At 32.4% G+C, this 26,221-nt stretch carries 26 protein-coding genes; 8 read left to right on the top strand and 18 right to left on the bottom strand.

The features are described 5' to 3' along the window. Window positions 1-6: 6 nt before the first annotated feature. From Ollyesu_RS05990 to Ollyesu_RS05980, 3 genes are all read left to right on the top strand, one after another. On the top strand, window positions 7-1,269 hold the full coding sequence (locus Ollyesu_RS05990) for a hypothetical protein (protein WP_279302887.1): 1,263 nt from the start codon (window positions 7-9) through the stop codon (window positions 1,267-1,269). A 104-nt stretch (window positions 1,270-1,373) separates the two neighbouring features. Beyond that, the gene (locus tag Ollyesu_RS05985; protein WP_279302886.1) at window positions 1,374-1,943 is read left to right on the top strand and encodes a cyclic nucleotide-binding domain-containing protein; all 570 of its coding nucleotides are present in this window, start codon (window positions 1,374-1,376) and stop codon (window positions 1,941-1,943) included. 64 nt (window positions 1,944-2,007) lie between these two features. Then, on the top strand, window positions 2,008-3,168 hold the full coding sequence (locus Ollyesu_RS05980; protein WP_279302885.1) for an SRPBCC family protein: 1,161 nt from the start codon (window positions 2,008-2,010) through the stop codon (window positions 3,166-3,168). A gap of 206 nt (window positions 3,169-3,374) precedes the next feature. Here the strand turns inward: Ollyesu_RS05980 and lysM are convergent, their stop codons facing one another. Further along, window positions 3,375-3,869, bottom strand: a complete 495-nt coding sequence (gene lysM / locus Ollyesu_RS05975; protein ID WP_279302884.1) for a peptidoglycan-binding protein LysM — start codon at window positions 3,867-3,869, stop codon at window positions 3,375-3,377. Window positions 3,870-4,125: 256 nt separating this feature from the next. Then, complete coding sequence (locus tag Ollyesu_RS05970; protein ID WP_279302883.1) at window positions 4,126-5,082, bottom strand: nicotinic acid mononucleotide adenyltransferase; 957 nt, start codon at window positions 5,080-5,082, stop codon at window positions 4,126-4,128. A gap of 130 nt (window positions 5,083-5,212) precedes the next feature. Here Ollyesu_RS05970 and Ollyesu_RS05965 point away from each other — a divergent pair, with 130 nt between their 5' ends. Beyond that, the gene (locus Ollyesu_RS05965) at window positions 5,213-6,214 is read left to right on the top strand and encodes an NAD(P)H-dependent glycerol-3-phosphate dehydrogenase (RefSeq protein ID WP_279302882.1); all 1,002 of its coding nucleotides are present in this window, start codon (window positions 5,213-5,215) and stop codon (window positions 6,212-6,214) included. Window positions 6,215-6,269: 55 nt separating this feature from the next. On the opposite strand, the gene Ollyesu_RS05960 is transcribed toward Ollyesu_RS05965, so the two are convergent. The 4 genes from Ollyesu_RS05960 to Ollyesu_RS05945 form a co-directional block, all read right to left on the bottom strand. Further along, window positions 6,270-6,665 (bottom strand): hypothetical protein, encoded by a 396-nt coding sequence (locus Ollyesu_RS05960; protein WP_279302881.1) that lies wholly within the window; start codon window positions 6,663-6,665, stop codon window positions 6,270-6,272. A 127-nt stretch (window positions 6,666-6,792) separates the two neighbouring features. Next, window positions 6,793-7,137 carry a mannan-binding lectin gene (locus Ollyesu_RS05955; protein WP_279302880.1) on the bottom strand — a complete coding sequence of 115 codons (345 nt, stop codon included), beginning with the start codon at window positions 7,135-7,137 and terminating at the stop codon, window positions 6,793-6,795. A gap of 241 nt (window positions 7,138-7,378) precedes the next feature. Beyond that, window positions 7,379-8,398: a phenylalanine--tRNA ligase subunit alpha gene (gene pheS / locus Ollyesu_RS05950; RefSeq protein WP_279302879.1), complete on the bottom strand. Its 1,020-nt coding sequence runs from the start codon at window positions 8,396-8,398 to the stop codon at window positions 7,379-7,381. 33 nt (window positions 8,399-8,431) lie between these two features. Continuing rightward, complete coding sequence (locus tag Ollyesu_RS05945; protein ID WP_279302878.1) at window positions 8,432-8,788, bottom strand: hypothetical protein; 357 nt, start codon at window positions 8,786-8,788, stop codon at window positions 8,432-8,434. Between the two features lie 68 nt (window positions 8,789-8,856). Between Ollyesu_RS05945 and Ollyesu_RS05940 the strand changes: the two genes are divergently transcribed. Then, window positions 8,857-9,396, top strand: coding sequence for a CvpA family protein (locus Ollyesu_RS05940; protein WP_279302877.1), 540 nt, complete (start codon window positions 8,857-8,859; stop codon window positions 9,394-9,396). 53 nt (window positions 9,397-9,449) lie between these two features. Here Ollyesu_RS05940 and Ollyesu_RS05935 read toward each other — a convergent pair whose 3' ends face one another. The 12 genes from Ollyesu_RS05935 to Ollyesu_RS05880 form a co-directional block, all read right to left on the bottom strand. Continuing rightward, window positions 9,450-10,079, bottom strand: a complete 630-nt coding sequence (locus tag Ollyesu_RS05935) for a carbonic anhydrase family protein (protein WP_279302876.1) — start codon at window positions 10,077-10,079, stop codon at window positions 9,450-9,452. Between the two features lie 30 nt (window positions 10,080-10,109). Next, window positions 10,110-11,972, bottom strand: coding sequence for a SulP family inorganic anion transporter (locus Ollyesu_RS05930; RefSeq protein WP_279302875.1), 1,863 nt, complete (start codon window positions 11,970-11,972; stop codon window positions 10,110-10,112). A 92-nt stretch (window positions 11,973-12,064) separates the two neighbouring features. Then, entirely contained in the window at window positions 12,065-13,660 is a 1,596-nt protein-coding gene (locus tag Ollyesu_RS05925; protein WP_279302874.1) for a SulP family inorganic anion transporter, read from the bottom strand. Between the two features lie 88 nt (window positions 13,661-13,748). Beyond that, window positions 13,749-14,036, bottom strand: a complete 288-nt coding sequence (locus Ollyesu_RS05920; RefSeq protein WP_279302873.1) for a hypothetical protein — start codon at window positions 14,034-14,036, stop codon at window positions 13,749-13,751. A 60-nt stretch (window positions 14,037-14,096) separates the two neighbouring features. Continuing rightward, window positions 14,097-14,852, bottom strand: a complete 756-nt coding sequence (locus Ollyesu_RS05915) for a tetratricopeptide repeat protein (RefSeq protein ID WP_279302872.1) — start codon at window positions 14,850-14,852, stop codon at window positions 14,097-14,099. 4 nt (window positions 14,853-14,856) lie between these two features. Next, the gene (locus Ollyesu_RS05910) at window positions 14,857-16,641 is read right to left on the bottom strand and encodes a BatD family protein (protein WP_279302871.1); all 1,785 of its coding nucleotides are present in this window, start codon (window positions 16,639-16,641) and stop codon (window positions 14,857-14,859) included. Between the two features lie 32 nt (window positions 16,642-16,673). Next, entirely contained in the window at window positions 16,674-17,486 is an 813-nt protein-coding gene (locus Ollyesu_RS05905) for an aerotolerance regulator BatC (protein ID WP_279302870.1), read from the bottom strand. Between the two features lie 58 nt (window positions 17,487-17,544). After that, a complete protein-coding gene (locus tag Ollyesu_RS05900) occupies window positions 17,545-18,582 on the bottom strand; it encodes a VWA domain-containing protein (RefSeq protein ID WP_279302869.1) in 1,038 nt (345 codons plus the stop codon). A 17-nt stretch (window positions 18,583-18,599) separates the two neighbouring features. Beyond that, window positions 18,600-19,604 (bottom strand): VWA domain-containing protein, encoded by a 1,005-nt coding sequence (locus Ollyesu_RS05895; protein WP_279302868.1) that lies wholly within the window; start codon window positions 19,602-19,604, stop codon window positions 18,600-18,602. After that, complete coding sequence (locus Ollyesu_RS05890) at window positions 19,604-21,277, bottom strand: hypothetical protein (RefSeq protein WP_279302867.1); 1,674 nt, start codon at window positions 21,275-21,277, stop codon at window positions 19,604-19,606. Before Ollyesu_RS05890 ends, Ollyesu_RS05895 begins: the two co-directional genes overlap by 1 nt. 22 nt (window positions 21,278-21,299) lie before the next feature. Then, window positions 21,300-22,166 (bottom strand): DUF58 domain-containing protein, encoded by an 867-nt coding sequence (locus Ollyesu_RS05885; RefSeq protein WP_279302866.1) that lies wholly within the window; start codon window positions 22,164-22,166, stop codon window positions 21,300-21,302. Between the two features lie 76 nt (window positions 22,167-22,242). After that, window positions 22,243-23,244: a MoxR family ATPase gene (locus Ollyesu_RS05880; protein ID WP_279303063.1), complete on the bottom strand. Its 1,002-nt coding sequence runs from the start codon at window positions 23,242-23,244 to the stop codon at window positions 22,243-22,245. 159 nt (window positions 23,245-23,403) lie between these two features. Between Ollyesu_RS05880 and Ollyesu_RS05875 the strand changes: the two genes are divergently transcribed. From Ollyesu_RS05875 to Ollyesu_RS05865, 3 genes are read left to right on the top strand one after another with little or no spacing between them, the layout of a single operon-like run. Then, window positions 23,404-24,279 (top strand): aldo/keto reductase, encoded by an 876-nt coding sequence (locus Ollyesu_RS05875; protein ID WP_279302865.1) that lies wholly within the window; start codon window positions 23,404-23,406, stop codon window positions 24,277-24,279. A 30-nt stretch (window positions 24,280-24,309) separates the two neighbouring features. Then, window positions 24,310-25,062, top strand: a complete 753-nt coding sequence (locus tag Ollyesu_RS05870) for an SDR family NAD(P)-dependent oxidoreductase (protein WP_279302864.1) — start codon at window positions 24,310-24,312, stop codon at window positions 25,060-25,062. A gap of 3 nt (window positions 25,063-25,065) precedes the next feature. Next, a complete protein-coding gene (locus tag Ollyesu_RS05865; protein ID WP_279302863.1) occupies window positions 25,066-26,196 on the top strand; it encodes an ATP-binding protein in 1,131 nt (376 codons plus the stop codon). Window positions 26,197-26,221: the final 25 nt, after the last annotated feature.

Below are 26,221 nucleotides of genomic sequence, written 5' to 3'. Positions count from 1 at the left end.
AAACTTATGAAAAAAACACTTTACCTATTTATATTGTTTCCGTGTTTAATTTTTGGACAGTTACAAGATAACAGTTTTTGGAAAGGTTATGGTATTGAAAATGCTTCAGGAGAAACGTTACGTGATAAAATCCAACAATTTGCTTTGGTAAAAAAAGACAAGATGTACTTGTTACGTTTTTTTGAACAAATTAATATGGAGACTGGAAACATACAGTTATCAAGTAAGATAGACACTTTAACTATCAAGGCTTCCAATGAGGGAATACGCTTGATGTTAAAAGATAAGTCATTCCCTATAACTTATAATAGGTCTACTAAGTCCTTTAAAATTGCTGTTAACGACGCCTTTATGCCTTTTAAAGCAATAGAGCAATCTTTAGCTGTAAATAAAGACATATTTAAAAACAAGCTTATTAGCAATACCTTTTATGAAGTTGATGACACGACTACTACATTAAGTGACAAATTACTATATAATCCATCAACAAATGGTACTATCACTTACACTAAAGAATATAGTAGCAGCACATGGACCTCAGACTTTATTATCGTTAACTTATTTGGTAATATATTTTTAAAAGGTGTGACGTCTGCACCATTATTAGTGTCAAAAGTTGAAACCAATGCCATAACATTTATTCAATTAGACTATAGGTTTGATCCAAAATTAGTGACATGGAACGTTTACAATAAACAGGACAATAGTCCTGATACTTCAACCAATACCACTTTTGAATTAACACACACTACGTCCAATTCTAAATGTATTGAAGGTCTAACCAATACACAATTAAACACAGATATGCTCACCTTTACAGATGCGACATTTAGTACTCCAATTACAGAAGTGCAACATGCTTTTGATGGCAAGTGGACCTTGTTTAGTGATGCAAAATCCAGAGCGTTTAAAAGATACACCTTTAAAGATTTAATTAAAAAAGACCCTAGTCTTTGTAACATTATTAATTTACCTAACGGTTATTATGCTAATAGAGACAGTAATGTTGCTTCTTGGATTAGTTATTTGCATGAAGAGCGAATTAAAACAGATTCGTCTTTAATTACAAAAAAAGCCTTTAAACATGACAACTCTTATAGAGTGTTTAATGAGTTAAAAAATAGCAAGAAAACCTACTATCTACAATATTCTTTAGATCAAAAAATTATAAGAGAAAAAGGCATGTACATTAACGGAAAAGAAGCTGGTACTTGGACCTTTTATGATGAAAATGGAACATTAATTAAAACGGAAGAGAAAGGTAACTAGCTTGACATTTTCATTTTTTTCAACTAACTTCGTTTAACGATTGATAAAAAACATTGAAACGATTTTTTATCAGAGACATTGTACGCAAGCTGAAAAACCTGCAAATGAACTTACTTTCAACTTTTTTATTTGAATCTTTAAACCTACCTGAACGACTTATTTCAAAAGTTGAGAAGTACTTTATAAAAGAGCAGATTACAAAAAATGATTATTTGTGCAAATTTTCAAAACAATGTAACCGAATTTCAATAATTTCAAATGGTTATTTAAGATTTTATAGCTTGTCAGAAGATAAAGAAATAACACATTGGATTTTTGGAAAAAACCAACTCATAACTGATGTTGGTAGTTTCTATTTAAACCAACCTGCAAAATGGAATATTCAAGCCCTTTGTAGTACGAATGTATACTCTATTACTTCCGAAGGTTACTCGAAACTCAAAGCCGAAGTACCAGAATGGGCAACCTATGAGAATTTATTTCTTATTAAGTTAATGTCGGCTTTAGAAAATCGTATTTATGCCTTAATCTCGATGTCAACAGAACAACGATACAAATACTTGTTTGAATCAGACAGAGAAATTTTTAATCAAATCCCGCTTCAATATATTGCTTCAATGCTTGGAATGAGTGCTGAAACTTTAAGCAGAATTAGAAGCAAGTCAAATTCTTGATATTTGTCAAGAGCAAAATCAATTATTCATAATATTTTTCTAATCTAAACATTTAGAATAATTTATGAATCAAGAAAGACAAATAGCCACAATTAAAACAGTTTTCGAAAATCTTGAAAAACAGAAAAATAAAACTGATGCTGACGGTATTACACATAGCATAGAAACTTCACGTTATCATTCGAATAAACGATTTAAGAAGGAACAAAAACAAATCTTTCAAAATCATCCAATTATTACAGGTGCAGTTGGTGATTTAAAGAAGGAAGGCGATTATTTTTTACACGAGGATTCAGGTATTCCTATTATTGTAATCAAAGGGAAAGATGGAATTGTAAGAGCCTTTATAAATATGTGTAGGCATCGTGGCGTAAAACTGTTGGAAGAACAAAAAGGCCATATAAAACGCAACATTGTTTGTCCTTATCACGCTTGGTCTTACGATACAGCTGGTTGTCTTAAGGGCGTTTTTCATCCACAAGGATTTAATGACGTTTCAGAAACTACACATAGTCTAATCGAGTTGGATTGTTGGGTACGATTTGGAATGGTATTTGTCTTACCCAATTCAGAATTAAAAGGTAGTATTGATATAGATAAATGGTTGACAGAGATTAATGAATTGACAAAAGGTTTTGAATTTGGAGAACTCTATCCATATTTTCATAAATCTGAAATTCTTAATTGCAATTGGAAACTTATCGTTGATGGCGCGCTAGAAGGATATCATTTTAAGATTGCACACGCTAATACAATTGGGCCATACTTTTTGGATAATTTAAGTGTAAATACCGAAAACGAATTACACCATAGTATCATCTTTCCGAAAAGAATAATGAAAGAATTTCAAAGTAAGCCAACTTCGGAATGGAATTTAAGACAAGGCGCAAATATTCTGATTCATATTTTCCCCAATACAATAATCTTAATTGAACCAGACCATATTATGGCTGTTACATTTTGTCCATTAGACGAGAAAACGACGCAATTCAAATCATTTATGCTTTTACCAAAAGAACCAACAACAGAAAAAGAAACAAAGTATTGGGACTTGAATGGGAATATTTTTTGGAATGCTATTAATGAAGACAACGAAATGGCAATTCTGCAACAAAAAACTTTTGAATTCTATAATTCTGTTCCAATGACTACTGGAAGCTATGAAAAGTTATTAGTGAAATTCGAATCATTAGTTGACAGTATCCTCGAAAAATCGAAAGATTAAAAGCCAGCGTACAACAACGTGTATAAGCAATAGCGGTTTAAGTGTAAACTCGAACTGTTTTTCGCTTAAATAAAGTATATTGCTATCTGAAAAGTAGTCGAATAAAATCCGCTACAGCTCATACACGAGACCGTTAAACGAAATTTAAATAACAAAAAAACACCAACCTCACAGTTGGTGTTTTTTCAATTTAAAATATAATTAGTTTAGTCTAAAGTCGGAATACGTAATACCTGTCCTGGATAAATTTTATCTGGATCTGTTAGCATAGGTTTATTCGCTTCAAAAATTTCTGGATATTTCATAGCATTACCATAATAGTGCTTTGCTATTTTACCTAATGTATCACCACTAACTACAGTATGAAATTGCGCTTCTGGTATAACTTCTGCTGCTTCTGCAACCGTCATTTGGTCATCTACTGTTGCAATACCATCACTATTACCTACTAATAAAACTAGTTTTTCTCTAGTGGCTTGGTCTGCTGCTTGACCAGAAATGGTTGCTGCATCATCGTCTATAAATATACTTAATCCTTCGACATGTAAATCTAAATCTCTTGCTGTTTCTTCCAGTTTTCTAGCAGCTAAAGCTTCCATTTTTACTTCTGCTGCAGCTGCTTCTGCTGCTTCCTCTTTATCTGTTTTACCAATCCCAAATACTTTAGCACCTGCGTTTTTAATAAATGAAAATAATCCCATAATTGTAATTGTTATTTTTAAGTGTTATATAATTGTCCTAAAGTTAGAAAATTAGTTGTCCAACTGCAACTTATGTTAACAACTCTTGGGGAAATGCAAATCAATCATTAAAAATAGTTCTCGATACATTTCGCTATACTTCGCAAAATATTCGAACTGATGTGGATTGTTTTTATACTTAAAGGGAATTAAAAAACCGCTTAAAGCTTAAGCCTTAAACGGTTTTTACAAACTAACTAACTAATTCAATTTGTATTTATGATTTTGTATTTTTTCTAGTATTCTCTCTAGTGTTTTCTTTTTTTGTAGTGTGTTGTACACGCTTTTTAAGTCCAGAAGATTTTGATTTGTTTATTTCCGTTCCAACTTTTAAATACTCAATGTATCCTCTACCTGTAAACTCGTAAACTGTTCCAGAACTTGGGTGATACAACTCGACACGTTGGTCGTTTATAACACTTAATTCAAATAACTCATTATCAAAATAATCATAATCTAAGACTAGTGTTTTTAAATACATGTTACCGTTAACGTTTCCAACATTGTATAACCCTGTATAATCCCAATATAAATTGTTTGAATTAACACCGTTTGGATCTTGGCTGCTTCTAAACGTATTATCATTTCCGCCAGATAAAAACTGTAAGTAGTTTTCGTTATCAAACTCATTTAAAGCTCCAAAGTTACTGGTGTATGTTTTTTCCCAAGCTTCATACTCTTGTAAAAAGTATTGGATGTTATCATAGAATACAAAGTCGTAATCAAAGTTATTACGTTGGTATCCATGTAAAAAATACGAGGTATCATTAAAAGGATTGTACAATTCTATAGTATTATTATCTATTTGATAGACATCAAAACTATCGTATCCATCAATATCATGGTCGATATCCAAAATCATATCATAAGCATTATAATAACCAATTGGTATACCAAATCCGTTACCTTGACTACCAATACCAACTAAGTTGTTATTAGCGTAAAGGGTTCCGTTTCTAAACGATACGGTAAAAGCTATTTGTAAAAAAGGGGACTCGCCAAATCCAATAGTTTCTTCTACTGCTACGTACCATAATTCATGGCTATTTAACAATTGATTGATACTTACTGGTGTAGAATCAAATCCATTATTGTCTACTACTACTTCTGTATAACAAGAAGTAAATAATGTTGCTATTAAAGCAAATGTCGAAAGTAATTTTATCGTCTTCATAATCTGTCGTTTTAAGGATTGATACTACACCATTTTCAAAAGGCGTGCCAAAAATGCTAAACAGTTGATTATCAAGGCTATTTAAAGAATTAATTTTTATGTATTTTTGATATAGAATTTAATCCCTTATATGAGTCAACAATTAAAATACGCTGTTTTTGGATCTGGAAGTTGGGCTACTGCAATTGTAAAAATGCTGTGTGAAAACCTAAACGAAGTTGGATGGTATATGCGTAGTGTATATACTAAAGAACATTTACTTAAAGAGCAACATAACCCTAGTTATTTAAGCTCTGTCGAGTTTCATTTAGAACAATTAAAGCTAACTAACGACATAAACGAGATGGCAACTTATGCAGATGTGTTAATATTTGCTATTCCGTCTGCTTTTATAAATTCAGAATTAGAAAAGTTGTCAATAGATATTACCAGTAAAACTGTGGTTTCTGCAGTAAAAGGTATATTACCAGAATCTGGTTTACTGTTAGGTGAGCATTTTCATGATAATTACAACATTCCTTTTGAGAATATTGGCGTAATAGCTGGTCCTTGTCATGCAGAAGAGGTAGCATTAGAGCGCTTATCTTACCTTACTATATCATGTGCAGACCAAAACAAAGCACAAGCTATTGCAGATGTGTTATCTAGCGATTATATCAAAACTAAAATTAGTGACGATATTATTGGTACCGAATACGCTGTAATGCTAAAAAATATTTATGCTATTGCTGCAGGAATTGCACATGGATTGGGTTATGGAGATAACTTCCAAAGCGTGCTTATGAGTAATGCCATACGAGAAATGAAACGTTTTATTAAAAAAATGCATAAAATGAAACGTAACATTAACAACTCGGCTTACTTAGGAGATTTACTGGTAACTGGCTATTCAACGTTTTCTAGAAACCGCATGTTTGGAAATATGATAGGTAAAGGTTACACGGTAAAATCTGCCCAAATGGAAATGAGTATGGTTGCAGAAGGGTATTATGCTACAAAATCTGCACATCTATTAAACGAAAAAAACAAAAAGAAAACACGTACACCTATTATAGATGCAGTTTATGCAGTTTTATATGAAGGTAAAGATGCTAAAAAAGTATTTAAAAAACTGACGGAAAAGTTGGATTAGAATTAGCTGTTTACTATTTGCTTTTGGCTATTAGCAAACTGTTAAAGGCTAGAAGCTATTTTACCAACACACCACGAGCCTCCATTAAAGGTATGGGTTGTAACGCTTTTAAATTTATGGTGTTTTTTCTAAACGTATAGGTTTTATCAAACATCGTATTATCTTCAAAAAAAGTCACTTTAAACTGGTTGTTTATAGCAAATAAGTCTTCTTGCATCAACTCTATCTTAGCATAGCTTTTTTTTGGTAATTTATCTAGTTTTTTTCTGAATATGGAAGTCATTTTATCTTCAGAATAACCACTAGTAACAATTAATATGGTGTCTAAATCAACCTCTTTATCATTTATAATGTAGGCATTCCAATCTTGGGTCTTATAAATGTCATTATACTCGTTAACAACTGCTATATAGACGTTTTCGACTTTTGGGATGTGGATGTCTTTTTTCATATTAATTAAAAATTTTTTATTAGAAACAATGCAAAAATATTGATTAATACTATAGAAAAAAGCGATTTTACACCTTGTTTTTAGTAAGATGTAAAATCGATTTAAAGAATACTAAAATAATAGCGTTTTAATACTTGAATTTAATTTCGATTACACTCATTACTCCTTCTGTAATCGTATTCCAATTACCTGTAAACTCAGCACCATAAGACGCTGCAATTACAGGTCCTAATTGTTGTGCGGCTTCATTGTTCCAAATAGGACCTGCTAATACAAGCGTTTTAAATTCGTTTGGACCTGAGTTTTTGACGTTTAATTCAACTTCAATAACACTCATTTGAGACTCAATAACAGTATTCCATTGTCCTGTCCATTTTCCTTGGTGAGCAGCTGCTATCTTAGGTGCTTTCTCTTCTGCATCTGCATTGCTCCATAATGGACCTGCTGGGATATTTACTTTAAAAGTAGACATAATTATTTAGTTTTTTTGATGTCATCTTACTCTATTATAATAGGCTTTTCAGAAACCGCCTTTATAATCAAAAACAACTAGCTAGTCAATCGAATTACAGTTTGATTACGTTACAAATATCTGAATATCAATATGTTAAAACCAGAGTATAAATACCTGTAAACAAAAACAGGTAAAAAAAAGCTCAACTAAAATTTTAGTTGAGCTTTTAATATTCTTATTTAGAGTATAGTAAAACTATTTATAATGCACTTTTAAATTGCTTCAAAAACCTAACATCATTCTCGCTTAGTAATCTAATGTCGCTAATTTGATGTAACAACATGGCTATACGGTCAATACCAACTCCAAATGCAAAACCAGAATAGGCTTCTGCATCAATTCCACAATTAGTTAATACATTAGGATCTACCATACCACAACCACCAATTTCTAACCAACCAGTACCTTTGGTGATTTTATAATCAGTTTCGGTCTCTAAGCCCCAATATACATCTACCTCAGCACTTGGCTCTGTAAATGGGAAGTATGATGGACGTAATCTAATTTTTGCTTTTCCAAATAACTCGGTTGTAAAGTATTGTAGCGTTTGTTTTAAATCTGCAAAACTGACGTCTTTATCAATATATAATCCTTCTACTTGATGGAAAAAACAATGTGATCGAGCAGATATCGCTTCGTTTCTATACACACGACCTGGTGATATGGTACGAATTGGAGGTGGATTATTTTCCATATATCGCACTTGCACAGAACTGGTGTGTGTACGTAGTAAAATATCAGGATTAGTTTGTATAAAAAACGTATCCTGCATATCTCTTGCTGGATGGTATTCAGGTAAATTTAATGCTGTAAAGTTGTGCCAATCGTCTTCAATCTCTGGACCTTCACTAACATTAAATCCAATATTGGAAAAAATGTTTATAATTTGGTTTTTCACTATAGATATAGGATGACGAGAACCAATAGTAATAGGCTCTCCTGGACGCGATAAATCTAAATTAGATGTCGAGTTGTCTGTAGCACTATCCAATTCTGCTTTAAGCGCATTTACTTTATCTTGAGCAGTGTTTTTTAGTGTATTAATAGCTTGACCAAATTCTTTTTTTTGATCGTTTGCTACATTTTTAAACTCAGCAAAATACTCGTTTAGCAATCCTTTTTTACCTAAGTATTTTATACGAAATGCTTCTACCTCATCTTTAGTTTGTGCTTTAAAAGCTTCAGCTTCTGCAATAAGTTCTTTAATCTTGTCTATCATAAATCTTGTAATGATTGGCAAATTTAATAATTTCTACTCTATATACTCGGTTTCTATAAAATAGTTAACAATAGCTTCTTTCATTAATATACTTTGCTCTCCTGCTTTTAAATGTGGTAATGCTTCTTTTACTTTGTAATGTGGCCAACCATCTTCATCCACAAAATCAAACTCATAATATCCATAAGGCGATAATAGTTTACATATGGCAATATGCATTAAGTCTAATTTGTGGTCTTTTTTAAACTTACGCTCTAACTGACCTAGCTCTTGCACACCAATTAAATATATTATAGCATCTAAATCTAGGATATCTCCATCTGCAAACTGGTTAGATAGTTTTGTAACCACTAATTCCCAGCGTTGTTTTAATTGTTCGTCTCTTGACATGTATCAGGTTAAAAGTATAAAGTTTGAAAGTCGCAAAGTTAATTTATATTTGTCTAAAATCTAATATTATGGCTGTTATTGATATTGTTTTAGGTGCTTTGCTTTTATTTGGATTGGTACGCGGATTATTTAAAGGACTTTTTGTAGAATTAGCTTCTATTGTTGCATTGGTAGCTGGAGTTTATGGTGCCATCCATTTTAGTTATTTTGCTTCTAATTTTTTGATGGATAAAACGTCATGGGACGAAAAAACAATAAATATTACTGCATTTGCCATAACGTTTGTTATTATTATTCTAGCTATTAGTTTAGCTGGAAAAGCACTTACAAAGTTAGCGGATTTTGCTTCTTTAGGAATCTTAAATAAGCTTTTAGGAGCAGTTTTTGGTGCCTTAAAAGTAGGGTTGATTTTAAGTGTTTTATTGATTGTTTTTGATAAAATGAATAGTACCATCTCATTTGTAGATGAAGAACATGTCAAAGAGTCTATTTTATATAAACCTGTAAAATCTCTTGCTCCAATGGTATTTCCTGATATTATAAAGGCTGCCAGCGAGGAAAACAATCCTATTGATGCACCTGAAGATACTAATGAATCTGAAGCATAAAAAAACCTGCAAGATTTAGATCTTACAGGTTAGATTTTATTGTATCAAAAGTTTTATAACATTTCTACTTTACCAGTGTGTAAACTGTAAACACCACCTACGATTTTAATGTCGCCAGCGTCTTCCATTTCTTTTAGAATTGGACTTTTTTCACGAATACGATCCATTGTTAATTTGACATTATTCTCTACTGTTTTTGCAACAAATGCTTTATTTGAAGAATTTGCTTCTCCATCTACTTCTTCTGCACTTTGATGAACCGCTGGTAAAATGTTGCTTAGTAAATGTGTAATGTTTCCTAGTTCTACACCATCACAAGCAGCTTTTACTGCTCCACAAGCTTCGTGACCCATAACTAATACTAATTTACTTCCAGCTACTTTACAAGAGTATTCTAAGCTTCCTAAAATGTCTGCATTTTCAAAATTACCTGCAACTCTAGCAACAAAGATATCACCTATTGCTTGGTCTAAAACTGTTTCTACTGGTACACGAGAATCTATACAAGATAGTACAACAGCTTTAGGAAACTGACCTCCTGTAGTTTGCTGTACTAATGCTGCATTGTCTGCACCTTCTAATTTTCCATTTACAAAACGGTTATTTCCTTCTAATAAATCTGCTAAAACGCTATCTGGCGTTAATCCGTCTTGTACTTGTTTTGTTATTGCTAAATTTTTCATTTTTTATTTTTTATTAATAAATAGTTGTGTTTAATATTTGTCTTTAATGTTACTTTTTACCCAATCTAAACATTCAGAAAAGGTGTTAAAAATATGCTCCTTAGATACTAAATCTGGAATAATGTCAATACGTTCCATCATATATTTAGGTTGTTCTTGGACACCCACAAAAAGTACTTGAATACCATTAGCTTCTAAGTCAATGATAATATCTTCTAAAACAAATAATCCAGACTGGTCAATATATGGCATTCTATCCATCCTAACAATTACTGTAGAAGCAGTATCTGGTATTTGCTTAGCTAGTTGCTGGAAGTTACTAGTGGAACCAAAAAACAAAGGTCCATTAATGTGTTTTATAAATACTTCTTGAGTTAGGTTTTTAGGAAAACCTGCTTCATCTTCCCAAGCTTTTTCTTTAAGAGGTGAAACATCAGAGCTTTTAGTCGTTAAATCTCCAATCTTTTTCATAAATATTAGAGATGCTATTACTAAACCTATCCCTACAGCATACACCAAATCCCAAAATGTTGAAAGTACTAATACTACCAACATGATTATAACTTCTGAACTTAGTTTTAATGGTCCAATTTTTACATCTTTAGGTAAACTAGGAATAGCTTTTAGTCCCTTATAATCCATAACGCCTATACCAACTGTAATTAAAACACCAGCAAGTACTGCAGCAGGTATTTTTGAAGCTATACCACCTAAACCTAATAATATTATTAGAAGCATTACAGCTGCTATCATACCAGATAGTTTTGTTTTACCTCCAGATTTAATATTTACAACTGTACGTATCGTTGCTCCAGCACCTGGAATACCTCCAAAAACTGAGGCGATACTATTCCCTATTCCTTGACCTATTAATTCTTTATTAGGCTTATGTTTAGTTTTTGTCATGTTATCTGCAACCACAGAGGTTAACAAAGAATCTATTGCACCTAACAATGCCAAAGTAAAGGCTGTGAAAATAAATGGTTTTACATTGCTAAAACTAAACTGTGTAAACATCTCTAAGTTTGGCTTAGGAATACCTGTAGGTATCTCTTCAATAGGAATGTAGTTAAGGTTGAAAATTAATGCAACGCTTGTCATAATTACCAAAGCCACTAATGTACTTGGAATTGCAGTTGTAATTCTCTTAAAACCGTAAATAATTAAAATGGTGCCAAGTGCTAGTAAAAGTTCGAGGTAATTAATATTCTTAACTGCTTTTGATAGTACTTTAAATGTGCCTAAAACACCCGAAGATTCTTTACCAGCTAATGTTTTGGCTTCTTTTAAAATGTCTGCATCTGTAATTTGATTTGCACGACTAATCGTTTCTTTAAAATCTTGTAAAACCAAAATACCTTCTCCTGCTTCGTCTTTAAGAATGTTTTGTAGAATAATTTCTTCAGCTTGAGGTTTAAACGTTTCTACATAAGACGCATCTTCTTTAGCATAATAACCCATTGATGGTAAAAGTTGAGTCACCAAAATGATAACACCTATTGCTGTCATAAAACCAGATACCACTGGATATGGTATGTAACGTATATACTTACCAAATCCTAACAGACCTAATCCTATTTGCATCAGTCCTGCTAAAAGAAATATAACAAGAATGGTTGGTAAGGCTTGCTCTAAATTACCATCGTTTGCAGCAATAATAGTCGCAATAACCACCATACTTACAGCAGTCATGGGAGCAGTTGGTCCTGATATTTGCGTGTTTGTTCCGCCAAAAAGCGAGGCGAAAAAAGCAATAAATATAGCACCATATAAACCTGCACTTGGTCCTAATCCAGAAGATACACCAAACGCAAGCGCCAAAGGTAATGCAACGATTCCTGCTGTTACACCTCCTAATAAATCGCCTTTTAAGTTGCTAAACAAGTTTTTCATAGGTATTTAGTTGGTTTTTAATACTTGTTTCTAAAAATTTACAAATGTTATGATATTTAATTGATCTGTAGAGTGATTTCTATTGTAACCGCTTAGTTATTAGATATTTTTGGTCTTAGTTTAAAAAATTCGATAAAGCTATCTGGATTTTCTACAATTCCTCTTTCTGAAATTAATTTAATATCAATATTTCGTTCTCTTGCTTTGTAAGCAAAATCTTCTAAGATTTCTATAATATCACTATCTAAATATCTTGTTTTTCTTACATCTAACTCTAAATATGTGTTTTCTGGAAGTTTATCTAATTCCTTAAGAATTGCACCTTTGTTAAAGAACGTTACCTCTTCTGCTAAAGTCATTTTAATTTTACCATCATCAACGTCTTCACCTTCTTTATGTAAGAAATGAGAATTTTCAAAACTCTTAAAAAGTACGATAAATATACCTACTACTAATCCTAATCCAATTCCCCAAAGTAAATCGATAAATACAATACCTAATACAGTAACTATAAATGGTACGAATTGTTTCCATCCACCATCATACATTGCTTTAAATGTAGAAGGCTTTGCTAATTTATAACCTACTATAAATAAAATTGCTGCTAAAACAGAAAGTGGAATTAAATTTAATATAGTTGGTATTGTAACTACAGATATTAATAATAAAAATCCATGGATTACAGCAGACGCTTTGCTTTTTCCACCAGATTGGATATTTGCAGAACTACGTACAATTACTTGAGTAACAGGTAATCCTCCTATCATTCCAGAGACTATATTTCCAGACCCTTGAGCAAACAATTCTCTATTGGTAGGTGTTACGTTTTTATCAGGATCTAATTTATCTGTAGCCTCTACACATAATAATGTTTCCAGAGAAGCAACTAAACCAATTGTAAACGCAGTTATTAATACTTTTGGATTTGTAATAGCAGAAAAATTAGGAAAGGTTAGTAAATCTTTAATTCCTGCTAAACTTTCTGGAACTGGAACAGATACTAAATGTTCAGCGCTAAGTGATAAACTACTATCCTTTGTAATAAAATAGAAAATTATACCTACAATTACAGCTACTAAAGGACCTTGTATAAGGTTAAATATTTTTCCTTTTTTGCTTAATACATTCGACCACAAAAGAAGTATTCCCATAGCGATGAAAGCTATTATAGTTGCTCCTTTATCAAAATTACCGCTTATTAACGCATTAATTGCTTTTAATAATTCAGTAAATGTATTCTCGCCATCTACCTGTAAAAAAGCAAAATCACCCTCCGGATTTTTATCTAAACCAAAAAAGTATGGTATTTCTTTTAAGATGATAACTACACCTATTCCAGTAAGCATTCCTTTTATAACCGAAGACGGGAAATAATACCCAATAATACCAGCTTTTAGAAAACCTAGTATTATTTGAAAAACACCAGCTAATACAACAGCTACAAGAAAATTCTCGTATCCTAAATTTCCAATTGCTGTTGCAACAATTACTGCTAATCCAGCAGCAGGTCCACTAACTCCAATTTTAGAGCCAGATGCAGCACCTACTATTATACCTCCAACTATTCCTGCAATTAAACCTGTAATTGGTTCTGCTCCTGAAGCAACTGAAATCCCTAAACATAAAGGAAGTGCTACAAAAAATACAACTATACTAGCTGGTAAGTCATTTTTTAACGTTTTAAACATATTATAATAATTTTTGTTCTATTAACTTTATTGTTAATAGCTATTTAAATGAATGAAAATTGGCTACAAGATAGCCATTAAGAGAATATTACAGATAATGTTCTGGTGGAGGAGAGATGATATTAAGATGTGGTTTAGGATACGTTTTGTAGTAATACCCTAAATATAAATCGTAATTTGAAAATTCAGAAAAATCACACTCCAAATCTTCAAAAGAAGATATTAACTTTATATTTTTAATTTCTTCCTCTTCTTCGCTAAGACTGTAAAAAACAGATATATCTACAGAATCATCCATAGCAATAATTATTGATGGCGCAGTAATAATGCCCAAAAATAATATTGTAAAGAAAATAGATATTGGTTTTTTATACATTTTAGCAGGTTGGTTTTAACAAATATAAAATTAAAGTAATACGTAAGTGTTAAAGAATAACTAAAAAGTATTCAATAATTTGATGTCATCACTTAATATCCAACCTGTTTTACCATCTTCCAGTTTGATTTTTTTCCAATTATTAATGGTGTCAAGTACTTGGACTTTAGTGCCTTCATGTAATAAAAAAGCATCTGTGCTACCTAAATTAGGCTCAGTTTTCACCTCTGTTTCTTGAGCAAAAACTATTGCTGGATTATTTTTTTTATCTAAAGCTTGTTTTTGAAAAGCTAGACCAACACTAGATATTGCTAGAAATAAAAAAACAAAACTAAGCACAAACGTTAAACGTTTATAAACCGTACTGTAAGTAAAAAAGTAGACTAGAAATAACACGACAAAAACAACTATTAATCCTATAGCTAACTTTGCCCAATTATCATAACTTAAGGCATTAGTAAGTTGGTTAAAAAACTTAGATAGTCCCAATTGAGGTACGGTTTGAATAGCATCAACAGTCATTTTTTTTGCGTAAGCTATATTGTTTAATATGTCTGTATCGTTGGGCTTTAGCTGTAATGCTTTTTCGTAATAATAGATACTAGGAGCAATATTATTAAGCTTGTAGTGCGCGTTTCCTAAATTATAATACAGTTCTGCAGAGTGTTGATTGGTTTCTAATATAGATTCGTATTTACTTATAGCTTCAATATAATTACCATCATTATAAAGCATATTAGCTTCCTCAAAAACAGCTTTGTTCTGCGCTGTCAAGGTTCCTAAAAAAACAAAAAATATAAATAGAAACTGTTTCATTATACTACCTAATTTGTTTATCTATTAGGTTAATAGTTTTTGCTGCTTTGTCATAATCCTGCTGCATCGTTACTGTAGTTATTGGTGTGTATCTTGCCAAGTCAGAATTTTCCAGTATAGCTTCAAAATCATTAATTACTGTACTTTCAACTTGTCTTTCAAGTAATAGTGTTCTAATTTTATCCTTACTTAAATCTGTTGTTTCAATGTTTAATCGACCTTTTAAATAATTATGCAATGCCTTTTCTAAAGCAATATAAAAGGCTTCTTTTTGACCCAACGCTTTTTTAGCTTCGCTTAAATATTTTTTAGCTAATTTATCTGCTCTTCTAACTCTGTTCCCACTAATATCTGCTAATCGTTCTTCACGTTTTCTTCTGTAAACTAAAGCTAAAGGGATAGCTAACAATGGACCTACCAAACCTGTCCAAAATATTGGTGAGTTTAAAAAAGAATCTTTGGTTGTAGATTTAAAGTTGGTATTTGTTTTAATAAAAGCAAATTGATTTTCATTTAGTACTACTGGTTGTTTACCATTATTAGTTATTGGTAAATTATTATCTGCTTCTGCATAAACTGGTCCTTCAAGGACATTGATGATGATATCTTCTGAAGTGATTTCTTTGTAAGTTTCTGTTTTTAAATCAAAATATGAGAAATTGACTGTCGGAATTGGGAACTTTCCTTTATACTGCGGAATAATGGTATATGTATCCGAAATTTTTCCTTGCATTCCAGACATTGATGTTCTGACATTTTCTTGATGCTCAGGCTCGTAAACCTCTAAAGTACTAGGCGTTTTTAGTTTTGGCAATTCAAATAGTTTTAAATTTCCTTTTCCTGACACTTCTATTTTAGCTTGTAACGATTCTGTAGCATTCAAACTGTTTTTGGAGGTCTCCATAATAAACTGAAAGTCTCCAACCGCTCCTGTAAAACTTTCGGGTTTACCCTCTTCTGGTAATGGTTTTACATTAATAGTTCTTGCACTAGCAGTAACAGTTCTGTGGGCTTGAGTTTTTATTTGATTACCAAAAATATCGCGTCTATTAGTTGGCACTTCTAACGTTAAATCTAAACTAAGTGGCTCTATTACCAGTTTACCTGTTTTTTGAGGATATAATATGGTTTTTCTAAGGGTAACATATCTATAATCTTCACCTTTATAGGTTCCATTTTGGGCTTTAATCCTTTTATCATCCATACTTTGACTCCAAAACCCATTAAATACTGGGCTTTCTAACTCTCTATAGTTACTAATTCCAGCTAATGGTGAGACGTAAAGCTTATAAACTACACTAATTGGCTCATTTAAGTAAGGGTTAGTTTTGGATACTTCAGTAACTAAATGGATGTATTCCTGAACAATATAATCTGGGTCATTAGGATCTGCAGGTTTTTCTTTAGCTTTAGTAACTTTTATTGTGATTGGAGACGTTTTATAATCCTGACCATCTATCTCAATTTTAGCTTGGTTAATGGTGAAAGTTCCCATTTGCTTTGGCGCTAAAAAATAACTGTAAATTTTGGTAAAATTTCGTCTTTTACCATCCCACGAATGACTTACTGATTGGTTTGGTCCACCAACAACTATAAAGTCTGCAAAGCTTGGAGGCACAAAATTGTCTCCATCTTTATTCATTTGAAAATCTACACGTAAACGCTCATTAAGTCCTAAGGTTTTTTTACTGACTTTAGCTTGAAATTGTACAGCATCTTCGTCCTGAGCAACAACTAATGTAGTTGTGCTTATTAAAGCAAGGATGAATATGTGTTTTATAAACTTCATTTAATTTTAAAAGAAATAATTACATGCCTGTTTTACCAATCTTTTTCTGTTTGTAATTTAGCCCCTTTAACTTTTTGGGCATTTATTTTTTCTTGAACTTTCTGTTCTTGATTATTCATGGCTTCTAACAAGTTTTTAATTTGTTGAGGCGATAATTGTCCTGGTTGTGGTTGTTTTTGTTCGTTTTTTTGGTCTCCTTCTTTTTGTTCATTTTCTTTTTCATCTTTAGGCTCTCCTTGTTTATCTTTATCCTGATCACCTTCTTTTTTATCGTCTTCGCCTTTATCCTCTTGCTCTTTTTCGTTATTCTCTTTCTGGTTTTCGTCTTTGTTGTCTTCTTTATCTCGATTATTATCGCCTTCATTATCCTCCTCTTGTGGCTCGTCATCTTTTTGATTATCGGCACACTCCTTGGCTACTGCATAATTATATCTAGTTTCATCATCAGAAGGCTTATTTCTAAGTGCAGTTTTATAAGCTTCTACTGCTTGTTTACACTTTTTTTCTTCCATAAGAATGTTGCCAATATTGTGAAAAGCACGATATTTTTCTTCTTTAGAAGTGGCATTTTTAGCAGCTTGTTGATGTCTAAACAGTGCTTCTTCAAAATTTCCTTTTTTGAAATATTGATGCCCTAAATTATAGGCACCAGCTACTTGTGTTGGCTTTAAAGACAAGGCTTTACGGTATTCCATTTCTGCTTCAACAAACGCATCGTTAACAGCCAAGTCATTAGCTTCTGCAACGTAACTTTGTGCTTGCAACTTTTGCTTGTCTTCTTTTTTATCTTGAGCAAAAGTAGTTACAGTAACTAAAAATAATATGTAAGCTAGTAGGTGTTTCATTTGTATTTGAATAACTCGTAAATATACTAAAGGCTTGGAATGGTAGGTGTTAAGAGTATTATAAATTCTCGTTAAATAGATTTAATTTTTTTAGCCATGCAGTTTTTCTTTCTAATAAAAATATATCTAAAAACAACAATGTAATAGCAAGCGCTAAAAACCATTGAAATTGTGACTTAAAGTCGGCAACTTGCTTTGCTTCAAATTCTTTTTTGTCTAATTTGTTTAAAATATCAGTTATGTCGTTGACCACCTTGTCTGTTGTTGTTCCGTTAATATACACACCATTAGCCTGATTAGCTATTGCTTTTAAGGTGTCTTCATCTAATCTTGTTATAACTGTTTCTCCGTCCTTATCTTTTTTATAGTTAAGCAATACTCCGTTTCTTTTAATAGGTATTGGTCCTCCTGCGGTTTCTCCGACTCCGATGGTAAAAATTTTAATACCTTCTTTACTAGCTTCCTCTGCGACTTGAACAGCAGCTTCACTATGGTCTTCTCCATCTGAAATGATAACTAGTACACGATTGGTTTGCTCGTCATCATCATAATAGGTTTTTGCCAAATTAATAGCTTCGTTAATGGCAGTCCCTTGAGACGATAACATGTCTGTGTTTAAGTTTTGTAGAAACATTTTTGCTGCAGAATAGTCTGTAGTAATTGGTAACTGCGGAAACGCTTTTCCTGCGTAAGCAATAATACCAACACGGTCGCTGCCTAAATTATCAATGATTTTAGATACTAACTGTTGTGCTTTTTCTAACCTGTTAGGTTTTATGTCTTCTGCCAACATACTTTTAGAAACATCAACTGCAAAAACAATATCTACACCTTCGCGCTTTATAGTTTCTAATTTGGTTCCTACTTTAGGGTTGACCAATGCAAGTGCTAAACTAGCAAACGCTAGACATAATACAACAAGTTTTAAAACCGACTTGAATAATGATTGATTAGGACTTAAACGTTTTAATAGGTTTTTATTAGCAAACTTCTTTTGTGTGCGTTTTTTCCAAAATTGAAGCAACAAAAAGAAGACTATAATTACCGGAATAACTAGTAGTGTCCAAAACCATATTTTTTCTTCTAATTGAAACATTCTTCTTCTAAATACTTTTAAATGAAACTTCTAAATAGCGTGATTCTTATTAAAAACTCTAACAATAACAAGATTCCTGCAACCCAAATAAATGGTCTAAAATGTTCTTGATATGTGGTGTATTTTATTTCGTCTATTTCTGTTTTTTCTAGTTTATTAATTTCGGCATAAATCTGCTCTAGTTTTTGCGTATTTGTCGCTCTAAAGTATTTTCCTCCAGTCACTTTTGCGATGTTTTTTAGTAAATCTTCATCAATTTTAACTTGAGCTCGTTGGTATTGAAATTGTCCGTTTCTATCAATGGTATAAGGTGTTAGAGCCATTCCATTAGTACCTAACCCAATAGTATAAACTTTTATATCATACTCTACTGCTAATTCGCTTGCAATATTTGGATTTAATACCCCAGAATTATTGACACCATCCGTTAATAAAATAATAACCTTGCTTTTAGCTTTGCTGTCTTTAAGTCTATTTACAGAAGTTGCTAGACCCATGCCAATAGCTGTACCACCATCTATAATAGTATTGTACCTTATTTCGTTTAACGAACTTAAAACAATCGCTTTATCACTGGTTATTGGTGTTTTGGTATAGCTTTCTCCTGCATATTCTACTAATCCAATTCTGTCGTTTGGTCTTCCTTTAATAAACTTTGTAGCCACATTTTTTAAAGCTTCTAAACGGTTTGGTCTTAAATCTTTAGCCAACATACTTGCAGATACATCTATTGCCATGACAATATCTATACCTCTAGTAGTTTTAGTTTTTGTGTTAGTTTCTGACGTACGTGGTCTTGCTAGTGCTGTAATTAATATAGCTAAAGCCAATAATCGTAATGCAAATAAAAGGTGTTTTAGTTTAGGCAACCAAGAGTTAGTTATTTTAAAACCTTTTAGACTTGAAATTTTAAGCTCTGCAGTTTGTTGCTTGTGTTTAAACACGTACCAAATAATTGCTAATGGTAGTGCTAGTAACAACCAGAAAAATTCTTTATTTAAAAATGTAATTCCGTCTAACATTAGTCCTCTTTTTGATTAAGTTCTACAGATGCTAAAATACGTTCTACCACTTGATCTAAATAAATATCGTCCTTTAGACATGTGATTAAGATTTGTTGCATAACGTCTTTATTAGCAAAGCTTAGTATAACAAATTCACCAGTAACGTAATCCTGTTTATCTTCATCTATAGGAAACTCAAAAGTCCCAGAAGTTTTGACACCTTCTGCATTATTAGGTGTTACAAATTTATCTCTGTTAGAGATAATATTTCGTCCACCTTCTGCTTCCATTGCTTTTAAATTACCTTCTATTGCCTTTAACAAATTATCTTCTGTTGATGGTTGATTTTCACCAGTTGGCATTCCAGAAAAAACTGTTGAAGCTGTTGCTATTGTCAGTTTATTTTTTAACTCATACCCAAATGCAGACACTTTTACTTTGTCTTTTAACTCATCCGGAACTGGTGCTTCCTCTCTTTTTAAAACCTCAGGAGTAGAAATGGTTATTGGTGGATAACCATAGTCACTATTTACCCAATTGCCTTCTAATAATTGTTTGGTCTCTTTTTGTAAAATAGTATCTACTACGTAGTTAAAACCGTATCTGTAACTAAAAGCAGCAAAGATCAAGCCTAGCATAAAAACTAACGCTGCAACAGTTACCCATATTTTTTGTCTAAATTCCTTACGTTCTTGTTGTTTTTTATACTCTAAATCCAGTAACTTTTCTTCTTCTGTTGGTTCTGGAAGCGCTTCTTTAACTACGTCAATTTCTTGGTCTATTACCGTTCTATCAATTTTGGCTAATTCCTTATCTGGAGCAGATTTTGCAAACTTTACTAAATCGGCACGCTTTAAAACATCTTCTAATTTTTTAATATCGTCTCTTGATAAATCTATTTGGTTTCCATCGCTTAATACTTCTAACCTTGTAATTAATTGGTCTGTAGTACTTTCTAAAGCTCTATCATACACTTTTTCATCAAGATACTTTCTAATGGCTAAAGTCAATTCAGAATAATATTCTTTGTATTTATCAAACTCTAAGTAGTTGCTTTCATCAAGCTTTTGTAGTGCTAGTTTTGCTCTGTCATAAGGAGGTAATAAAGCAATTTCCTCTTCTTCTGTTAATGGCTTTTTGCGCCAAACAAACCAATAAATTAAAAACCCTGCCAAAGACACAATAGCTAATCCAATAAGCAGATATTTCCACCAGTTACTAGCAGGTTTTTCGACCTCTAACATGGGTTTGATATCAAAAAGCTTTTGCTTGGTGGTATCGACTTCAATTGTATTAACCTCAACTAACAACGAATCTGTCAGGAATTGTTTTCCAGCAATTAATACTTTTTGTTTTGGGATAACATAACGTCCCGAATCAAACTGAGTTAATCCATATTTTTTAATAAGCTTGTATTTAGCGTCTTGCTTAGTCGTATCTATTTTATAAGATTCAATCATCTCTAAAGGCACAAAACTTTGCCCTTCAGGGAATACCACACGATTTACGGTATCAGTTTCAACTTGAATTTTATAAGTGATTTGCTCACCTATTTTTATTGACGTAGAATCTATTGATGAAGTGACTTGACTTACTGAAATAAAAGGTACAAGCAATACGACAAAAGCTATAAGGTTAAACCTTAATACTTGTGATTGAGTTACTATTTTTGAAAACGTTTCACTTCTCACTTTATACTTTTTACTTTAATTATTACCCTCTAGTTTTAAAGTATCCTAATAATTTTTTAACATAGCTCTCATCTGTTCTGCAAGCTATACTTCCTGCTCCAGACTTTGCAAAACTGTCTTTAAAATAATCTACCTTGTTGTTATAAAACTTAGTGTAGTTAGTTCTGACTGCTTTAGAGCTAGTATTTACTAACATCAACTCGCCAGTTTCTTCATCTTCCATTTGTACCATTCCTAAATTAGGGATACTTTCTTCATGCTTGTCGTACACTCTAATTCCTGTAATATCATGTTTCCCAGCAGCAATTTTAAGCGTTTGTTTGTAATCATCAGCAATAAAATCGCTCATGATAAATACAATTGCTTTTTTCTTCATCACATTACGCAAAAACTTTAATGCTTCAGCTATATTGGTTTGTTTGCTTTTTGGTTCAAACTCGATTAACTCTCTAATAATTCTTAATACATGAGAACGTCCTTTTTTTGGTGGAATAAACAACTCTATGTCATCTGAAAACAGAATTAATCCAATCTTATCATTATTCTGAGTTGCCGAAAACGCTAGCGTAGCAGCAATCTCTGTAACTATTTCATTTTTAAATTGTTGCTCTGTACCAAAAAACTCTGATCCAGACACATCAACCATCAACATCATGGTTAACTCACGCTCTTCTTCAAAAACTTTTATGTGTGGTTGGTTAGTACGCGCAGTAACATTCCAGTCTATATTTCTAACATCATCACCAAACTGATACTGTCTTACCTCAGAAAAAGTCATACCACGTCCTTTGAAGGTCGAATGATATTCACCTCCAAAAATATGATCAGACAAACGACGTGTCTTAATCTCTATTTTACGTACTTTTTTTAGTAATTCTTTGGTATCCATTTATTGATTTACGATAGTAGATTTTTTGATTTACGATTTTTGTTAATCGTTATTCGACATTCTAAAATCTAAAATTCTATGGTACTTCAATCTCATTAACTATTTTGTTAATGATGTCTTCAGAAGTTACATTTTCGGCTTCAGCTTCATAGGTAATGCCTATTCTGTGACGTAACACATCGTGCACTACAGCACGCACATCTTCTGGAATAACATAACCACGACGCTTTATGAATGCATAACATTTTGCTGCTGTAGCTAGATTAATACTTCCACGTGGTGAAGCTCCAAAAGAAATTAATGGTTTTAAATCGGCTAGTTTATAATTTTCTGGATAACGTGTCGCAAAGATGATGTCTAAGATATATTTTTCAATTTTCTCATCCATATATACCTCTCTAACTGCGTCTTGTGCTTTTAATATTTGTGCAACAGAAACTACAGGATTAACCTTATCCCAATTTCCTTTTAAGTTAGCACGCATAATTAATTGCTCTTCTGCTTGCTTTGGATAATCTATAACTGTTTTTAACATAAAACGATCCACTTGTGCTTCTGGTAAAGGGTAGGTTCCTTCTTGCTCCACAGGATTTTGAGTAGCCATAACCAAAAATGGCTTGTCTAACACAAACGTTTCATCTCCAATAGTTACTTGCTTTTCTTGCATCGCTTCTAATAAAGCAGATTGCACTTTTGCAGGAGCACGATTAATCTCATCTGCTAATACAAAATTGGCGAATATTGGTCCTTTTTTGATTGAGAAATCATTCTCTTTCATATTGAAAATTAAAGTACCAACAACGTCTGCAGGTAATAAATCTGGAGTAAATTGTATACGACTAAAACTAGCGTCAATAGCTTGTGATAGTGTATTAATAGCTAATGTTTTGGCTAAACCAGGTACACCTTCTAGTAAAATATGTCCTTGCCCTAATAAACCAATCAGTAATCGCTCGACCATATGTTTTTGTCCAACAATTACTTTATTCATTTCAAGCATTAATAGGTCGACAAAAGCGCTTTCCTTTTCAATTTTTTCGTTAATTGATTTAATATCAATTGTACTAATTTCTTCCATCATCTATTGTTTTTTAAGGGAATGAATTTGTATTTCAATCAAGGTGTGCAAATTGAAAAAAAAATTGATGTTATGGTGTTAATAATTGGTTAAAAATTCAGCATTTAAAAGCCTTTAAAGCGTATTTTGTTTTTTACTTTTATAGAAGAAATAGAATTTATGATAAAAAACAACTTTTCTAAAGTCATTGCTGGAACAATGACTTGGGGACAATGGGGAAAACAACTAGATAAAAAAAACATGGTCAACCTCATGCATCACTGCGTTGAGGCTAATATAACAGCTTTTGACCATGCAGATATCTATGGTGATTACAGTACCGAAAAAGATTTTGGTAACGCTTTTGCGGAAAGCCATATTGACCGAAACCACATCCAATTGATATCCAAATGTGGAATCCAATATCTTGGTGAAGCGCGTCCAGAAAACAAAGTTAAGCACTATAATTATAGTAAAGACTACATTATTTGGTCTGCAGAACAGTCCCTAAAAAATTTAAAAACAGACTATTTAGACCTACTGTTATTACACAGACCAAGCCCATTGATGGACGTTGAGGAAATTGCTGAAGCTGTGTCTACTTTAAAACAACAGGGTAAAATTAAAGATTTTGGAGTATCAAATTTTACACCATCACAAATTGACTTACTTTCGAAGGTTGTTGACGTAAAAGTGAATCAAATACAGTTTTCGTTAACCCATCACACAGCAATGCACAATGGGAGTTTAGACCATATGCAACTGCACAACATACAACCTATGTCTTGGTCGCCATTAGGTAATGTATTTAAAGAGGATAACGAACAAACACGTCGTATACATAAACAATTAGGTGAGTTACTGGATAAATACAATGCAACTGAAGACCAATTATTATTAGCTTGGATTATGAAGCATCCAGCAAACATTTTGCCTGTTATTGGTACAACTAATACAAAACGGTTATCTGATGCTTACGCAGCAACAACCATAGAGTTAGAATTAGAAGATTGGTTTTTAATTTTAGTGGCTTGTCAAGGACATAAAGTACCCTAATAGTGAATAGTGAATAGTGAAAAATAAATTATGAGTAATAAAACAGCATTAATAACAGGAGCAACTAGTGGTATAGGACGCGCAACTGCACACGAGTTTGCAAAACACGGAATTAACCTCATCCTTTGTGGACGACGACAAGAACGCTTAGATACTATTGAAAAAGCGTTAGCAAAGCAAACTAAAGTCCACACTTTAAATTTTGATGTACGTGATAAAAAAGCGGTCTTCGAGGCTATTGAATCTTTACCTAAAGACTTTAAACAAATAGATATTCTTATAAATAACGCAGGAAATGCACACGGATTAGACCCAATACAAGAAGGTGATTTAGACGATTGGGATGCTATGATGGATATTAATGTTAAAGGGTTATTATATGTTAGTAAAGCGGTAATACCACAAATGACTGAGCGTCAATTTGGACATATCATTAATATAGGCTCCTCTGCTGGGAAAGAAGTCTATCCAAAAGGCAATGTGTATTGTGCTAGCAAACACGCAGTAGTTGCAGTTACTGAAGGTATGCGTATTGACCTTAACCCATTTGGAATAAAAGTTACAGCCATAAATCCTGGTTTGGTTGAAACCGAATTCTCTAAAGTACGTTTTAAAGGTGATGCTAAAGCAGATACTGTTTATAAAGGCTACAAAGCGTTGCAACCAGAAGATTTGGCTGATGTTATTTACTTTACAGTGTCACGTCCAGCACACGTCAATATTGCGGATGTACTTATGTTTTGCACTGCTCAGGCTAGTAGTACTATTGTAAATAAAAATTAAGCAATGATTAACAAACGCCTTTTAATTAAAAACCTGCTCGCACATAACGATGAGAACAGTTTTTATGACAAAAAGCGAAAGATTGATATTAGCCAAAAAGAAGGAAAAGCAAAGTTTTTAAAGCATGTTTGCGCGTTGTCCAATAGCAATCCTAAAAACAACTCGTACATCGTTATTGGTGTAGAAGATGAAGACAATAAGATTATAGGTGTGGATTTTTTTGACGATTCTAAAATCCAAAACCTCATTAATGCCTATTTAACCAATCCACCAATAGTGCAGTACGAGAATATTCCATTTCCACATTTACCAGATGATAAAGTCGTAGGGTTAGTTACCATTCGTGCTAATGAAAGATTGACATCGCTTAGAAAAAACATCTGGAAATATTATGGAGGTTCTGTTTTTTTTAGAGATGGTAGCATGAGCATGCCTAAAGTATTTAAAAGCGACATTAAAGATGTAAACTCTAAAATAGTAGAAGCTATTGAGAGTCATGCACAAAATAATATTGAATACACTTTAGATGGTGTTTTTGATTTTATGCAAAAACGACAAGACTACAATCCAAAATACATTGTGTTTAAAGAATATTTTGTGTTGTGTTGGTCAGGCGAAAAAAAGCAAGTTAAAGACGAAACGTTTTACTCTAGAGTCGATATTGAACTTATTAATGAGCAAGTCCGTTTATTTTTTTCAACCTTAGATGAAGTGGCTATTAGTTATGACACAGATTCGTTCACAATTGTTGAGTACGTTCAGCTTGGGCTTCAAAAGTCTTACAAATATTATCCTTTAGAGCGTACAGTTATTAGTTTTGGTAATAATGCAAATTATAATATTGATTCCACGTTAATATTTAACCCACCTCAGTTTGACAAAAAAATATTACATCACATTTACAATTCTAATAATGCCATTTTAGAAAAACTAAAAAAAGGACACGTTTTGAATAATAACGAGTTAAGTGATCTAAACAACCTACCTGATACGTATTTAATATGCTATTTAAATTTATTTCATGAAGCATTGGATAAGTTAAGCGATGCTAAGCCATACTTAAAACCCTTTCCTGAAATTTATACCAAATACAAAGAAGTGTTACGTATTTTAAGAAAAGTAAAATACAGTTAGAATACTGAAGTAAGCAAAATGACCA

This window comes from Olleya sp. YS, from assembly GCF_029760915.1.
Classification (GTDB): domain Bacteria; phylum Bacteroidota; class Bacteroidia; order Flavobacteriales; family Flavobacteriaceae; genus Olleya.
This window is presented reverse-complemented; position numbering and strand designations above follow the sequence as displayed.